The sequence below is a fragment of the Stenotrophomonas sp. 220_Sma genome, from assembly GCF_056487375.1.
In genome coordinates this window covers 4,822,848-4,836,700 of the sequence record NZ_CM151348.1, presented here as the reverse complement: position 1 = coordinate 4,836,700, position 13,853 = coordinate 4,822,848, and the positions used below count along the sequence as shown (strand labels likewise).

At 66.6% G+C, this 13,853-nt stretch carries 14 protein-coding genes; 11 read left to right on the top strand and 3 right to left on the bottom strand.

Annotated features, from left to right (window positions below):
- Positions 1-237 precede the first annotated feature (237 nt).
- Positions 238-636 (bottom strand): RidA family protein, encoded by a 399-nt coding sequence (locus ACZLIB_RS22485; RefSeq protein WP_049399172.1) that lies wholly within the window; start codon positions 634-636, stop codon positions 238-240.
- 108 nt (positions 637-744) lie between these two features.
- Between ACZLIB_RS22485 and ACZLIB_RS22480 the strand changes: the two genes are divergently transcribed.
- From ACZLIB_RS22480 to ACZLIB_RS22440, 9 genes are all read left to right on the top strand, one after another.
- Complete coding sequence (locus ACZLIB_RS22480; protein WP_478468796.1) at positions 745-1,638, top strand: LysR substrate-binding domain-containing protein; 894 nt, start codon at positions 745-747, stop codon at positions 1,636-1,638.
- A 55-nt stretch (positions 1,639-1,693) separates the two neighbouring features.
- The gene (gene dnaQ / locus ACZLIB_RS22475; RefSeq protein ID WP_032130518.1) at positions 1,694-2,203 is read left to right on the top strand and encodes a DNA polymerase III subunit epsilon; all 510 of its coding nucleotides are present in this window, start codon (positions 1,694-1,696) and stop codon (positions 2,201-2,203) included.
- 247 nt (positions 2,204-2,450) lie between these two features.
- A complete protein-coding gene (gene rpmB / locus ACZLIB_RS22470; protein ID WP_005411638.1) occupies positions 2,451-2,687 on the top strand; it encodes a 50S ribosomal protein L28 in 237 nt (78 codons plus the stop codon).
- Between the two features lie 10 nt (positions 2,688-2,697).
- The gene (gene rpmG, locus ACZLIB_RS22465) at positions 2,698-2,865 is read left to right on the top strand and encodes a 50S ribosomal protein L33 (RefSeq protein ID WP_170272460.1); all 168 of its coding nucleotides are present in this window, start codon (positions 2,698-2,700) and stop codon (positions 2,863-2,865) included.
- A gap of 299 nt (positions 2,866-3,164) precedes the next feature.
- Positions 3,165-4,583 (top strand): cardiolipin synthase, encoded by a 1,419-nt coding sequence (cls, locus tag ACZLIB_RS22460; RefSeq protein WP_164080057.1) that lies wholly within the window; start codon positions 3,165-3,167, stop codon positions 4,581-4,583.
- A gap of 45 nt (positions 4,584-4,628) precedes the next feature.
- Positions 4,629-6,050: an FAD/NAD(P)-binding protein gene (locus ACZLIB_RS22455; protein WP_478468794.1), complete on the top strand. Its 1,422-nt coding sequence runs from the start codon at positions 4,629-4,631 to the stop codon at positions 6,048-6,050.
- A 9-nt stretch (positions 6,051-6,059) separates the two neighbouring features.
- A complete protein-coding gene (gene uvrD / locus ACZLIB_RS22450) occupies positions 6,060-8,252 on the top strand; it encodes a DNA helicase II (protein ID WP_180837858.1) in 2,193 nt (730 codons plus the stop codon).
- A 177-nt stretch (positions 8,253-8,429) separates the two neighbouring features.
- Positions 8,430-8,756: a low molecular weight protein tyrosine phosphatase family protein gene (locus ACZLIB_RS22445; RefSeq protein WP_049462274.1), complete on the top strand. Its 327-nt coding sequence runs from the start codon at positions 8,430-8,432 to the stop codon at positions 8,754-8,756.
- A gap of 107 nt (positions 8,757-8,863) precedes the next feature.
- The gene (locus tag ACZLIB_RS22440; protein ID WP_478468792.1) at positions 8,864-9,418 is read left to right on the top strand and encodes a hypothetical protein; all 555 of its coding nucleotides are present in this window, start codon (positions 8,864-8,866) and stop codon (positions 9,416-9,418) included.
- An 87-nt stretch (positions 9,419-9,505) separates the two neighbouring features.
- On the opposite strand, the gene ACZLIB_RS22435 is transcribed toward ACZLIB_RS22440, so the two are convergent.
- Positions 9,506-9,649 (bottom strand): hypothetical protein, encoded by a 144-nt coding sequence (locus ACZLIB_RS22435; protein ID WP_478468791.1) that lies wholly within the window; start codon positions 9,647-9,649, stop codon positions 9,506-9,508.
- 182 nt (positions 9,650-9,831) lie between these two features.
- Here ACZLIB_RS22435 and ACZLIB_RS22430 point away from each other — a divergent pair, with 182 nt between their 5' ends.
- Positions 9,832-10,278 carry a universal stress protein gene (locus ACZLIB_RS22430; RefSeq protein ID WP_005411629.1) on the top strand — a complete coding sequence of 149 codons (447 nt, stop codon included), beginning with the start codon at positions 9,832-9,834 and terminating at the stop codon, positions 10,276-10,278.
- A gap of 135 nt (positions 10,279-10,413) precedes the next feature.
- On the opposite strand, the gene ACZLIB_RS22425 is transcribed toward ACZLIB_RS22430, so the two are convergent.
- Positions 10,414-10,698: a DUF2782 domain-containing protein gene (locus tag ACZLIB_RS22425; RefSeq protein WP_005411628.1), complete on the bottom strand. Its 285-nt coding sequence runs from the start codon at positions 10,696-10,698 to the stop codon at positions 10,414-10,416.
- A 98-nt stretch (positions 10,699-10,796) separates the two neighbouring features.
- Here ACZLIB_RS22425 and polA point away from each other — a divergent pair, with 98 nt between their 5' ends.
- The gene (gene polA, locus ACZLIB_RS22420) at positions 10,797-13,571 is read left to right on the top strand and encodes a DNA polymerase I (RefSeq protein ID WP_478468789.1); all 2,775 of its coding nucleotides are present in this window, start codon (positions 10,797-10,799) and stop codon (positions 13,569-13,571) included.
- Positions 13,572-13,853: the final 282 nt, after the last annotated feature.

Here is a 13,853-nt window from a genome sequence, read left to right as displayed (position 1 = left end):
CCGTACAGCCAGGTCACGCCGACTGCCCTGGTAGGTGTCGACCTTGGTCGACACGCTTTTCGACCTCCGACACATTGCCGGCCAGCGGCCGGCACTACCGGTCTGCGGGCAGCTTCGCGATCACCTTGATCTCGAACTGGAACCCGTACAGCCAGGTCACGCCGACTGCCCTGGTAGGTGTCGACCTTGGTCGACACGCTTTTCGGCTCCCGACACGTTGCCGGCCAGCGGCCGGCACTACCGGTCTGCGGGCAGCTTCGCGATCACCTTGATCTCGAACTGGAACCCGTACAGCCAGGTCACGCCGATGCCGGTCAGGGTCGGGTGCGGCGCCTCGCCCCAGTACTCGGGCACGATCGCCCAGGCCTTCTCGAAGTTCTTCTCGGGGTCGACCAGGAACACGGTCACGTCGACCACGTCATCGAAGCTGCAGCCGGCGGCAGCCAGTACCGCATTGAGATTTTCGAAGGCGCGGCGCACCTGCGCTTCGAAGTCCGGCTCAGGCGAACCATCCTCGCGGCTGCCGACCTGGCCGGAAACGAACAGGAAGCCGTTGGATCGGATCGCTGGCGAGTAGCGGTTGCGCTCGTACAGGGCCTGGCGGCCGGCGGGGAAAACGACATCGCGCTGTGACATGGGAAGGAACCCGTGGGAGAGAACGCCATCCTCCCCGCCAGCGCTGTCTGGATAAACCGCGATTATCGGCCTAGATTGATTGCCATTTCCAAACAATCATGACCCACCATGGACCGTTTCGAGGCGATGCGCGCCTTTGCCCGGGTAGTGGAGACCGGCAGCTTTACCCGCGCTGCGCACACCCTGCAGATCAGCCGCACCACGGCCACCCAGCTGGTGCAGCAGCTGGAGGCGCACCTGCGGCTGCGGTTGCTCAACCGCACCACACGCCGGGTCAGCGTCACCGCCGATGGCGCGGCCTACTACCCGCGCATCGCCCGCCTGCTGGCCGAGCTGGAAGAGGTGGAAGGAGGTCTCGGCGACGCCGCTACCCAACCGCGTGGCCGCCTTCGTGTGGACGTGCCTGGACCTTACGCGCGGCTGCGGCTGGTTCCGGCGCTGCCGGATTTCCAGGCGCGCTACCCGGAGATCCAGTTGGACATCGGCGTGAGTGACCGCGAGGTCGATGTCATCGCCGACAACGTCGATTGCGTGATCCGTGGTGGCACTCCAGCCGACCCGGCGCTGGTGGCGCGGCCGCTTGCTGCGCTGCCGATCGGCTTCCATGCCAGCCCCGGCTATGTGCAGCGCTTCGGCGTGCCGACCGACCCGCGCGCGCTGGAAGGGCCCGATCACCACATGGTCGGTTTCCTCAGCCCGCGCAGTGGCCGCGCCCGCGTGTTCACTGCACAGCGTGGCGATGAGCGCGTCGAGGTGCAGGGCCGCTATACGGTCGGCTTCGACGACGGCAACGCCTATCTGGCGGCTGCGTTGGCGGGGCTCGGCGTGGTGGCGCTGCCCAGCTACATGGCCGAACCGCACGTGGCGCGTGGTGAGCTGCTGCCGCTGCTGCGGGACTGGCAGCTGCCACCGATGCCGATGCATGTGATGTTCCCGCCCAACCGGCACATGAGCCAGCGGCTGCGGGTGTTCATCGATTGGGTGGTGGAAGCGTTGGGGTGAGTGCATCGGTCGCGTGCGAAAATCCGGCTGCACGTACTGGAGAACGCACACCCTGATGAGCCGCATCGTCGCACTGGATACCGAAACCACCGGCATCTCCCACCGCCTGGGGCACCGGGTGATCGAAATCGGTGCCGTCGAACTGATCGATGGCCAGCTCACCGGCCGCCAGTTCCACACCTACCTGCAGCCGCAGCGCAAGGTGGACTGGGGCGCGCAGCGCGTGCACGGCATCAGCGACGCGATGCTGGTAGGCAAGCCACTGTTCTCCAGCAAGGCCGCCGAACTGCTGGAGTTCCTGCGTGGCAGCGAGATGGTCGCGCACAACGCCACCTTCGATGTGGGCTTCCTGGACAACGAGCTGCGCCTGGCTGGCATCCCCGGCACGCTGGCCCAGCATTGCCGCATCACCTGCAGCCTGAAGCTGGCGCGCGGGCGCTGGCCGGGCCAGGGCAACAAGCTGGACGATGTGCTGCAGCGCCTGCGTATTCCCGGGAACCGCGGCCTGCATGGCGCATTGAAGGATGCGCATCTGCTGGCCCAGGTGATTCCGCACCTGCGTTGAGCTGGTTCTACAGGGAGCGACCGTCGCATTCAGCACCGGCCTGTGGGTAACTTGCGCAAGTGCTTGAACCCGTGCATAATGCGCGGCTCGCTGTGTCCGGTTTTCTACCGGGCGGCGCCCCCGGGAGCACGTCCCCGGCCGCCCAACGCCAGCGTAACCCTTTGATTCTCTTGACGTGTGGTGGGCAACCATCGAGGCCGCCGTCTCCCGGGCTACGGGCTGACACAACTTACTATCGAGGTGCGCAATGTCCCGCGTATGCCAGGTTTCCGGCAAGCGAGTGCAGACGGGTAACAACGTCTCGCACGCCAACAACAAGACCCGTCGTCGTTTCCTGCCGAATCTGCACGAGCGCCGCTTCTGGGTTGCCAGCGAAAACCGCTGGGTGAAGCTTCGTGTTTCCGCGCATGCACTGCGCACCATCGACAAGAACGGCATCGATTCCGTTCTGGCTGAGCTGCGTGCGCGCGGCGAAAAGGTCTGAGGAGTAGACGATCATGGCAGGCAAGCGCGATAAGGTCCGTATGATTTCGACCGCTGGTACCGGTCACTTCTACACGACCGACAAGAACAAGAAGAACACCCCGGGGAAGATGGAATTCTCCAAGTACGATCCGGTCGTGCGCAAGCACGTCCCGTACAAGGAAGGCAAGATCAAGTAATCCGCAAGGATTGCTGATCCCCGCGAAGAAACCCGCCCTTGTGGCGGGTTTTTTCATGCCTGGCATCCAGATGGTGGGTGCCAACCTTGGTTGGCAACTTGTCCCGCCCCCGGTAGGTGTCGACCTTGGTCGACACGCTGTCCCTTCACCGGGTAGGTGCCAACCTTGGTTGGCACGCCGTCCCCACCCCCGGTAGGTGCCAACCTTGGTTGGCACACGGCTTCAAAGCAGTCGAGCGCGGCTCGACTCTACACACCCCGCTGGGCAGAATGGCCCATCACCTCCCGACGGACGACGCGATGCTGTTCGAGTGGTTGCTGGGTTCCTACCTGCTGCTGATCGACTGGCTGATCCGGCTGGTCGCGCTGTGCTGGATCCCCACCCGCACCACGCCGGGGGCGGCGCGCAGCTGGCTGCTGCTGGTCGGCTTCGTGCCACTGCTGGGCCTACCGCTGTACCTGCTGTTCGGCCACCCGTGGCTGTCGCGCGAGCGCATCCGCCGCCAGGCCGAGGCCTCGCAGGTCATCCGCGAGGAACAGGCGCTGCAGCATCGCCTGCGCTGGACCCCGCAGCCGGACACCGCCTGCGCCGAGATCGTGCCGCTGGTGCAGCGGCAGGGTGATTTCATGCCGGTGCACGGCAACGCGGTGGACCTGCTGACCGACTACGACGAATCGCTGCACACGCTGATCGCCGACATCGACCAGGCCGAGGACCGCGTGCACCTGCTGTACTACCTGATGTTTGACGACGCGGTGGGCGAGGCGGTGGTCGAGGCGCTGCAGCGTGCAGCCGCGCGTGGCGTGCAATGCCGTGTGCTGCTCGACGCGGTGGGTGCCAAGCGCGGTCTGCGCGCCTATCGCAAGCGCCTGCAGGCGCGCGACATCGAAGTGCGCGCGATGCTGCCCGGTGGCCTGCGCTGGCGCCGCAGCGGGCGCATGGACCTGCGCAACCACCGCAAGATCGCGGTGATCGACAACGAAGTGGCCTATGTCGGTTCGCAGAACCTGGCGGGCCCGCAGTTCGTGCCCGGCCACCCGAACCGCGAGCTGGTGGCGCGCGTGCGTGGCCCGGCGGTGGCGCACCTGGAGGCGGTGTTCGCCAGCGACTGGTACATGGAAACCGGCCAGCGCCTGGACGTGATTGCCGACGTGCCCGAGTGCAGTGATGACATCGCCACCCAGCTGCTGCCCAGCGGGCCGGCATATCCCTATAGCAACGCACGTGATGCGGTGGCCGCGCTGATCCACCTGGCGCGGCGCCGGCTGGTGATGGTCACGCCGTACTTCGTGCCCGACGAAGCCACGTTGAGCGCGCTGCGCATCGCCGCATTGTCCGGTGTGCAGGTGCAGCTGATCCTGTCGGCCAGCAACAACCAGCGGCTGACCTCGTGGGCGCAGGAGGCGTACTACGACGAGCTGCTGCGCTGTGGCGTGCGCATCGCCCTGTACGAACCGCAGTTCCTGCACGCCAAACACATGAGCGTGGACGAGGACATCGCCGTGCTCGGCTCGATCAACATGGATATCCGCTCGTTCGCGCTGAATGCCGAAATCGGCCTGATCTGCTACGACCGCGCGCTGGTGAAGCAGTTGTGCGAGATCGAGGATGGTTATCTGCGTGAATCGCGGCAGCTGGACCTGCAGCAGTGGCGCAGTCGCCCCACGTGGCGGCGCAGCCGCGAAGGCATCGCACGGCTGGCCGATGCGTTGATGTAAGGCAATGCCGGCCGCCCGCTTCGGCAATCCGGCCTGTCATCGCCGATGGCCTACAATCGGCACATGACTGATTCACCGCGTAATGGCGAACTGGACCTGGCAATCATCGGTGGTGGTGCGGCCGGGGTGCTGGTGGCGATCCAGGTACTGCGCCAGGCCAAGGCGCCGCTGGCGCTGGCCATTTTCGAACCCGCCTCGCAGCTGGCGCAGGGCATCGCCTATGCCACGCCGTGGCCGGAGCATCTGCTGAACGTGCCGGCGGCGAAGATGAGTGCGTTTGCCGACCAGCCCGGCGATTTCCTCGACTACCTGATGGCCGCCAACGCCTACCCGGGCGAGGCGCGCGAGGTGCTGGGCGAGCGTTACGTGTGCCGCCACTACTTCGCGGCCTACCTGCAGCAGCGCCTGCAGGACGCTGCCGCAGCCAGCCCGGCGCAGCTGCAGGTGATCGCGCAGCCGGTGCTGGGCCTGCAGCCGGATGACCACGGCTACCAGCTGACGCTCGGCGATGGCCACACGCTGCACGCCGCGCAGGCGGTGCTCGCCACCGGCAACAGCATGCGCCCGCTGCCGGTGGCCGGTGCCGATGCGCTGCCTGCCGACGATGTGATCGAGGCCTGGGACTACGACGGCGTACGCACCCTGGCCGGCGAACAGGCTGTAGCCATTGTCGGCTCCGGCCTGAGCATGGCCGACACCGTGCTGGCGCTGGTCGCCGCCGGCCACACCGGACCGCTGCACGTGATCTCGCGCCATGGCCTGCTGCCGTTGCCGCACGCGCATGGTGGCCTGCCCACGTTCGACCCGGCCACGCTGCTGCCGATGAACCTGCGCCAGCGCCTGCGCGCATTGCGTGGCTTCGCACGCCAGTCACAGGCCGACGGCCTGCCGTGGCAGGGCGTGATGGACCGCATCCGTCCGCACGGGCAGGCGCTGTGGTGCAGCCTCGATGAGGCGGACCAGCGTCGCTTCCTGCGCCATGTGGTGCGCTATTGGGACGTGCATCGCCACCGCATCGCCGAAGAAGTGGATGCGCAGCTGCAGTCCCTGCAGGACAGCGGCCAGCTGCGTATCCACCGGTCCCGCCTGCAACGCGTCTGGCGCGACGGCAATGCGCTGCAGCTGTCCGGCCGCGATGCCTCGGGCAATGAACAGCAGTGGACGATCAGCGGGGTGATCAACGCCACCGGCGTGGAGACCCGCGCCAGCGCACTGCGCAATCCGTTGCTGCAGCAGCTGCAGGCCGATGGGCTGGCACGCCCCGGCCCGCATGGACTGGGGTTGGACAGCACGGTGCCGGGCGATCGCCTGCGTGCCGCCGGTGGCCAGCCGCAGGCACGGCTGGGCGTGCTCGGCAGCCTGCGCATCGGCAGCCTGTGGGAAAGCCTGGCGGTGCCTGAACTGCGTCAGCAGGCGCAGGCACTGGCAACCCAGGTGGTCGCAGGAGCCGCGACGGCGATGCCGTAAAATGGGGGCATGGATGTCTCCCACCTGCTTGATGGCCTGAACCCGGCCCAGCGCGAAGCCGTCTCCGCTCCCCCCGGCCACCACCTGGTGCTGGCCGGTGCCGGTTCCGGCAAGACCCGCGTACTCACCCACCGCATCGCCTGGCTGCATGAAGTCGATGGCGTGCCGACCCACGGCATTTTCGCGGTGACCTTCACCAACAAGGCGGCCGGCGAAATGCGCCACCGCATCGACGCACAGCTGCCCAATGGCAGCCGTGGCATGTGGATCGGCACCTTCCACGGCCTGGCCAATCGCCTGCTGCGCCTGCACTGGCAGGACGCGAAGCTGCCCGAAGGCTTCCAGGTGATGGACTCGGACGACCAGCTGCGGCTGGTCAAGCGGGTGGTGCAGGCGCTGGAACTGGACGACGGCAAGTACCCGGCCAAGCAGATCGCGTGGTGGATCAACGCGCAGAAGGACGAGGGTCGCCGCCCGCAGCACATCCAGCCCGAGCCGCACGACGCCTGGCTGGAAACCATGCGCCAGGCCTACATCGAGTACCAGGCACGCTGCGACCGCGCCGGCCTGGTCGACTTCGCCGAGCTGCTGCTGCGCGCGCACGAACTGCTGCGCGACAACCCGGCCCTGCTGGCGCACTACCGCGCGCGCTTCCGCGAAATCCTGGTGGACGAGTTCCAGGACACCAATGCCATCCAGTACGCCTTCGTGCGCGTGCTGGCCGGCGATTCCGGTCACGTGTTCGTGGTCGGCGACGATGACCAGGCCATCTACGGCTGGCGCGGTGCCAAGGTCGAGAACGTGCAGGGCTTCCTGCGCGACTTCCCGGGCGCGCAGACCATCCGCCTGGAACAGAACTACCGCTCCACCGCCAACATCCTCGGCGCCGCCAATGCGGTGATCGCGCACAACCCCGACCGCATCGGCAAGCAGCTGTGGACCGACAGCGGCGACGGCGAGCCGATCGACCTGTACGCGGCGTACAACGAGATGGACGAGGCGCGCTACATCGTCGAGCGTGCCCGCCAGTGGGTGCGCGATGGTGGCAGCTACACCGAAGTGGCCGTGCTCTACCGCAGCAACGCGCAGTCGCGCGCGCTGGAAGAGGCCCTGCTGAGCGAGCAGGTGCCGTACCGCGTGTATGGCGGCATGCGCTTCTTCGAGCGCGCCGAAATCAAGGACGCGCTGGCCTACCTGCGCCTGCTGTCCAACCGCAACGATGACGCGGCGTTCGAGCGCGCGGTCAACACGCCGACGCGTGGCATCGGCGATCGCACGCTGGACGAAGTGCGCCGCGAGGCGCGCGCGCAGGGTATTTCGCTGTGGGAAGCGACCATGCTGGTCACCCAGGGCAGCGCGCTGGCCGCACGTGCGCGCAATGCACTGGCCGGCTTCCTGGTGCTGGTCAACGAGCTGCAGGCGCAGACCCTGCACATGACCCTGGCCGAGCGCGTGGACCACGTGCTGGCCCGCTCGCAGCTGCGCGAGCACTGGAGCAAGGAAAGCCGCAACGCGCTGGACTCGGAATCGCGCACCGACAACCTCGACGAACTGGTCTCGGTGGCCTCTCGCTTCGTGCGCCGTGCCGATGACATCGAGGAAGTGGGCGAGGACATGGACGAGCTGGTCGCGTTCCTGGCCTATGCCGCGCTGGAGGCCGGTGAGGGCCAGGCGCAGGCGGGCGAGGACGGCGTGCAGCTGATGACCCTGCACTCGGCCAAGGGCCTGGAGTTTCCGCTGGTGTTCCTGGCCGGCCTGGAAGAAGGCCTGTTCCCCAGCGCACGTTCGCTGGAGGAAAGCGGGCGGCTGGAAGAAGAGCGCCGCCTGGCCTACGTCGGCATCACCCGCGCGCGCCAGAAACTGGTGCTGAGCTACGCCGAATCGCGCCGCATCCATGGCCAGGACAACTACAGCCTGCCGTCGCGCTTCCTGCGCGAGATTCCGCGCGAGCTGCTGCACGAAGTGCGGCCGAAGGTGCAGGTCTCGCGGCCGGCCTCGATGGGCGCCAGCCGGGTGATGGGCCATGCCTCGATCGAGGCACCGCCGCTTAAGCTCGGCGCGCTGGTCACCCATCCCAAGTTCGGCGAAGGCATGGTGACCGACTACGAAGGCAACGGTGCCCACGCCCGCGTGCAGGTCGAGTTCGCCGACGCCGGCAGCAAGTGGCTGGTGATGGCGTATGCCAACCTGACGGTGATCTGATCACCGTCGGGGGGGCGGGAATTCCTGTAGAGCCGAAGGTAGCGGCAGGAGCCGCTGCCAACGTCGCTTGCGACGGCCCGAAGGGTGCCGGTCAGGACGACCGGCATAGCCATGCTCGGCTGCTTGCAGCGGGAAAAGTCAGTCGAGCACGGCTCGACTCTACAAAAGCGAGTATCCATGACCCGCAACGTGCTCTTCCTCTGCAGTCAGAACCGCCTGCGCAGCCCCACCGCCGAGCAGGTATTTGCCGATTGGCCGGGCATCGAGACCGCCTCAGCCGGGTTGCTGGCCGACGCCGAGGAAGTACTCAGCCCCGAGTTGCTGCAGTGGGCCGACCTGGTCTTCGTGATGGAAAGGGCGCACCGCAACCGTCTGTCCAGCCGTTACAAGGCCTGGTTGAATGGCAAGCGGGTGATCTGCCTGGAAATCCCCGACGACTACGACTACATGGACCCGGTGCTGGTGGAGCTGCTCAAGCGCAAGGTGGCGCCGTTCCTGCGTTGACGGGCTGTTGTAGAGCCGAGCCCATGCTCGGCTGCTTCTGTCGGGAAAGAACAGCCGAGCATGGGCTCGGCTCTACAATAGAAGCCACATCTTCCAGGAACGCCCCGATGACCGAATCCACGTTGCACGTCACCGTGAAGTTGAACGCCAAGCTGCAGCCCGAGCATCGTCATGAACTGTTCGAGGATCCGCTCGATGCGCTGCTGCAGGCGGCGCAGGTGGGTGAGCTGACTGGCGGCGGCACCGCGATGTCCGACCTCGGCGAGGTCGAATACGGCGATATCGAAGTGGCGCTGGTGGACGTTGCGGGCGTGCCGAAGCTGATCGACCTGCTGGAACAGCTGGGCGCGCCGAAGGGTTCGCAACTGCAGGGGGCGGGCGAGGCTGATCGAGGCTTCGGCGTGACCGAAGGCCTGGGCATCTACCTGGACGGCCTGACCTTGCCGGACGAGGTCTACGAGCAGTGCGATTCCAACCACGTGTTCGAGCAGCTGTCGGAGAACATCGACGGCCTGGGCGAGATCTGCAGCTGGTGGCAGGGCCCGACCGAGACCGCGCTGTACATGTATGGCGAATCGTTCGAGGCGATGCGTGATGCGATCGCTGAATTCGTGGCCAGCTATCCGCTGTGCCAGAACGCGCGCGTGGTGCAGATCGCCTGAGGGCAGAAAATGTAGAGCCGAGCCATGCTCGGCTGCTTCTGGCGGGAAAAACAGCCGAGCATGGCTCGGCTCTACAGAAGAGCGTTATCAGCCGGCTGACTGCCTGGCGTTGTCGCGCTGGGCCAGATCCTTGCCCAGATGATAGCCGCCGTAGAACAGCACGAAGGCGGCGATGAGGCTCCAAAGGATGATCCTGAGGGGGCTTCGTGGTGTCGGCTTGCTGTCCTGCATGCGGGTTCTCCCAAGCGGCGCGCCGCCGCCCACCCAGCTTGCGCTGCAGTGTCCGTGTACGCAAGCCGGCGATGCGCACACGCCGCTGCGCCGCGCCGGATTGATCCTGCTCAAGGCGCGCCCTGCACATCCGGTGTGCAATGGTGTTGTTCCCATCTGGCAGACCGCCACGGAGCCCCACCATGTACAAGCGCATCCTGATTGCTACCGACGGATCCGAGCTGGCCGACAAGGGCCTGGCCAAAGGTCTGGAGCTGGCCAAGGACCTCAATGCCGAGGTCGATATCGTGACTGTTTCCGAGCCGTGGGCCGTCGGCATGTACGACGCCATGGGCTGGAGCGTGGGCTACATGAATAGTCCTGAATACAAGGCCGACCGCGAGGAAGGTGCGCAGAAGGTGCTGCAGCCGGCGCTGGCCAAGGCCGCCGAGCAGGGCATTACCGCCAACCCGGTGCACGTGCTGGACCGCTATGCGGCTGACGGCATCATCGAGACCGCTGGCGAGCGCAACAGCGACCTGATCGTGATGACCTCGCATGGCCGCCGTGGCGTGACCCGTGTGCTGCTGGGCAGCCAGACCGCTGAAGTGCTGGCACGCAGCACGCTGCCGGTGCTGGTCATCCGCTGATACAAGCGTTCCCGGGGAGGGGACCCGACGCCGGCCGCAGGATGCGCGCCGGCGTCATCTTTTGTAGGGGCCGGCAGGGGCCCATCCACGCATGGCGTGGATCTACTGAAGCGCAGGGATCCGACCCCGGTCACATCACCAGCTGTACAGCTTCCAGTACACCGGCGACACGCCGTCCTTGTCGTTGTCGAAACGGCCATCGCCGTTCTTGTCGTACATATAGAACGGGGCACCGCGCGACGGGGTCACCTTGACCATGCGCAGCTGGCCGGACACGCGGTATTCCTCGATGACATCGCCGTTGTCCATGGTGCGCTTGGACACATCCGCGCCCTTGACGTCCACCGGGGGAGCGCCCGCGCCACCCATGCTGGCGCAGCCAGCGAGCAGGAGCAGGGAAGCCAGCATCAGGGTCTTCATCGGCGGGGGCCTTTGCCTGGAAAGAGCCTTGATTATGCCCCATCGCCGCGGCTGTGCCGTGTCGTCGCAGTGCAGGCACGGGCGCGTAGAATCGACCCATGAGCAGATTAGTCCTGATCGACGGGTCCAGTTACCTGTACCGCGCGTTCCACGCGCTGCCGCCCCTGTCCAATGCACAGGGCGAACCCACCGGCGCGCTGTTCGGCGTGGTCAACATGCTGCGCTCGACACTGAAGGAGCGCCCGGCCTACGTGGCGTTCGTGGTCGATGCGCCGGGCAAGACCTTCCGCGATGACCTGTATGACCAGTACAAGGCCAACCGCCCGCCGATGCCCGACGAGCTGCGCAGCCAGGTCGAACCGATGTGCCGCATCGTCGAAGCGCTGGGCATCAGCATCCTGCGTGTTCCCGGCGTGGAGGCCGATGATGTGATCGGCACGCTGGCCCTGCAGGGCGTGGCACAGGACCTGAAGGTGACCATCTCCACCGGCGACAAGGACTTTGCCCAGCTGGTGCGCCCGGGCATCGAGCTGGTCAACACCATGACCGGCAGCCGCATGGATTCCGATGCCGCAGTGATGGAGAAGTTCGGCGTGCGCGCCGACCAGATCATCGACCTGCTGGCGCTGATGGGCGACACCGTCGACAACGTGCCGGGCGTGGAGAAATGCGGGCCGAAGACCGCCGCCAAGTGGCTGGCCGAGTACCAGCACCTGGACGGGGTGATGGCCGCCGCGCCGACCATGAAGGGCAAGATCGGCGAGAACCTGCGCGCCGCGCTGGAGCGTCTGCCGCTGAACCGCGAGCTGGTGACCATCCGCACCGACGTGGAGCTGGACGCCAGCCCGACCACGCTGGCCCTGCGCGAGCAGGACGTGCCGGAGCTGACCGAGCTGTATGCGCGCTACGGCTTCACCCAGGCGCTGAAGGAGCTGGGTGCACCGCTGCCGGCACCGACGGCCGCCAGCGAAGCAACGCCAAGCCTGCGTGGCACCGCCGCCGGCTTCGCCCGTGGCAGCGCCGAGGCACCGGCCGCCGGCACGCTGGATCCGGCGCTGGCCGCGCCGGGTGAATACGAGACCGTGCTGACCGCCGAGCAGCTGCAGGCCTGGGTTGAGCGCCTGCAGCAGGCGGACCTGATCAGTTTCGATACCGAAACCGATGCGCTGGACGCGATGCGCGCGCGCCTGGTGGGCATCAGCCTGGCGGTCGAGCCGGGCAAGGCCGCCTATATTCCGGTCGGCCACGATTACCCGGGCGCGCCGGCGCAGCTGCCGATGCAGCAGGTGCTGGATGCGCTGCGCCCGGTGCTGCAGGACCCGGCGAAGAAGAAGCTGGGCCAGCATGGCAAGTACGACCTGCATGTGCTGCGCCGCCACGGCGTGGAGGTGCAGGGCTACCACGACGACACCATGCTCGAGAGCTTCGTGCTCAACTCCACCGCCACCCGCCACGACATGGATTCGCTGGCCCTGCGTTACCTGGGCTACAACACCATCAAGTTCGAGGACGTGGCCGGCAAGGGCGCCAAGCAGATTCCGTTCTCGCAGGTGGGCATCGACGAAGCCAGCCGCTATGCGGCCGAGGACGCCGACATCACCCTGCGCCTGCACCGCGCGCTGCAGCCGCAGCTGCTGGCCGAGCCGGCGCTGGACAGCGTGTACCGCGACATCGAGATGCCACTGGTACCGGTGCTGACCACGATCGAAGCCAATGGCGTGCGGATCGACACCGACGAACTGCGCCGGCAGAGCCAGGACCTGTCCTCGCGCATGCTGGCCGCGCAGCAGAAGGCCACCGAGCTGGCCGGCCGTAGCTTCAACCTGGATTCGCCCAAGCAGCTGCAGGCGGTGCTGTTCGATGAGCTGAAGCTGCCGGCGGTGGTGAAGACCCCGAAGGGCCAGCCCAGCACCAATGAAGAGGCGCTGGAGGCGATCGCCGACCAGCACGAGCTGCCGCGGGTGATCCTGGACTACCGCGGCCTGGCCAAGCTGCGCAGCACCTACACCGACAAGCTGCCGGAGATGGTCAACCCGGACACCGGCCGCGTGCACACCAGCTACCACCAGTCCGGCGCCGCCACCGGCCGCCTGTCCTCGTCAGACCCGAACCTGCAGAACATCCCGATCCGCACCGAGGATGGCCGCCGCATCCGCCGCGCATTCATCGCCCCGGAGGGCTTCCAGCTGCTGGCGGCCGACTATTCGCAGATCGAGCTGCGGATCATGGCCCACCTGTCCGAGGACCCGGGCCTGGTGCGTGCCTTCGAGCAGGGCGCCGACGTGCACCGCGCCACCGCCGCCGAGGTGTTCGGGCGCACGCTGGAGCAAGTGACCCCGAACGAACGCCGCGCGGCCAAGGCGATCAACTTCGGCCTGATGTACGGCATGAGCGCCTTCGGCCTGGCGCGCAACCTGGGCATCGACCGTGGCCAGGCGCAGGACTACGTGGCGCTGTACTTCAGCCGCTACCCGGGCGTGCGTGATTTCATGGAGCGGATGCGCCAGCAGGCCCGCGACCAGGGCTATGTGGAAACCCTGTTCGGCCGCCGCCTGTACCTGAACGACATTCATGCACGTAACCAGGGCCTGCGCGCCGGTGCCGAGCGCGCCGCGATCAACGCGCCGATGCAGGGCACCGCCGCCGACATCATCAAGCGCGCGATGGTGGACGTGGACCAGTGGCTGCGTGACAGCGGCGCACCGGCACGGATGATCCTGCAGGTGCACGATGAACTGGTGTTCGAAACCGAAAGCAGTTTCGTCGAGGAGTTGCGTTTGCAGGTGGTCGAGCGCATGTCGCAAGCGGCCAAACTGCGGGTGCCGCTGGTGGTCGATACCGGCATCGGCAACAACTGGGACGAAGCACACTGAGGGTGTTTCAGGCCGAAAACGACGTGAATTCGTTCATTCGTCAGAGGTTTCTGACTCGATCATGAATGTTGCCCTGATGGAGGTTCATTAAATTGGGCCCCTTCACGAACCGTTAGTGTTCGGAGTGCTTCTATAACTCTCGACAGGCGCAACGCCTGTTGTGGATCTCTCCCATCCCCTGGAGCAGATCTCGGAACGGGGACTCCTCCCCAAGTGCCCGTTCCCCGGCCCCGTTGACCTCCCCCTGGTCAGCGGGGCTTTTTATTTGTGCCGTTGCCAGAT

Excerpts from the sequence above, each read along its gene's own strand:
- ACZLIB_RS22485 (WP_049399172.1), bottom strand. The coding sequence starts at position 636 with ATGTCACAGCGCGATGTCGTTTTCCCCGCCGGCCGCCAGGCCCTGTAC.
- ACZLIB_RS22480 (WP_478468796.1), top strand. The coding sequence starts at position 745 with ATGGACCGTTTCGAGGCGATGCGCGCCTTTGCCCGGGTAGTGGAGACC.
- dnaQ (WP_032130518.1), top strand. The coding sequence starts at position 1,694 with ATGAGCCGCATCGTCGCACTGGATACCGAAACCACCGGCATCTCCCAC.
- rpmB (WP_005411638.1), top strand. The coding sequence starts at position 2,451 with ATGTCCCGCGTATGCCAGGTTTCCGGCAAGCGAGTGCAGACGGGTAAC.
- cls (WP_164080057.1), top strand. The coding sequence starts at position 3,165 with ATGCTGTTCGAGTGGTTGCTGGGTTCCTACCTGCTGCTGATCGACTGG.
- ACZLIB_RS22455 (WP_478468794.1), top strand. The coding sequence starts at position 4,629 with ATGGCCTACAATCGGCACATGACTGATTCACCGCGTAATGGCGAACTG.
- uvrD (WP_180837858.1), top strand. The coding sequence starts at position 6,060 with ATGGATGTCTCCCACCTGCTTGATGGCCTGAACCCGGCCCAGCGCGAA.
- ACZLIB_RS22445 (WP_049462274.1), top strand. The coding sequence starts at position 8,430 with ATGACCCGCAACGTGCTCTTCCTCTGCAGTCAGAACCGCCTGCGCAGC.
- ACZLIB_RS22440 (WP_478468792.1), top strand. The coding sequence starts at position 8,864 with ATGACCGAATCCACGTTGCACGTCACCGTGAAGTTGAACGCCAAGCTG.
- ACZLIB_RS22435 (WP_478468791.1), bottom strand. The coding sequence starts at position 9,649 with ATGCAGGACAGCAAGCCGACACCACGAAGCCCCCTCAGGATCATCCTT.
- ACZLIB_RS22430 (WP_005411629.1), top strand. The coding sequence starts at position 9,832 with ATGTACAAGCGCATCCTGATTGCTACCGACGGATCCGAGCTGGCCGAC.
- ACZLIB_RS22425 (WP_005411628.1), bottom strand. The coding sequence starts at position 10,698 with ATGAAGACCCTGATGCTGGCTTCCCTGCTCCTGCTCGCTGGCTGCGCC.
- polA (WP_478468789.1), top strand. The coding sequence starts at position 10,797 with ATGAGCAGATTAGTCCTGATCGACGGGTCCAGTTACCTGTACCGCGCG.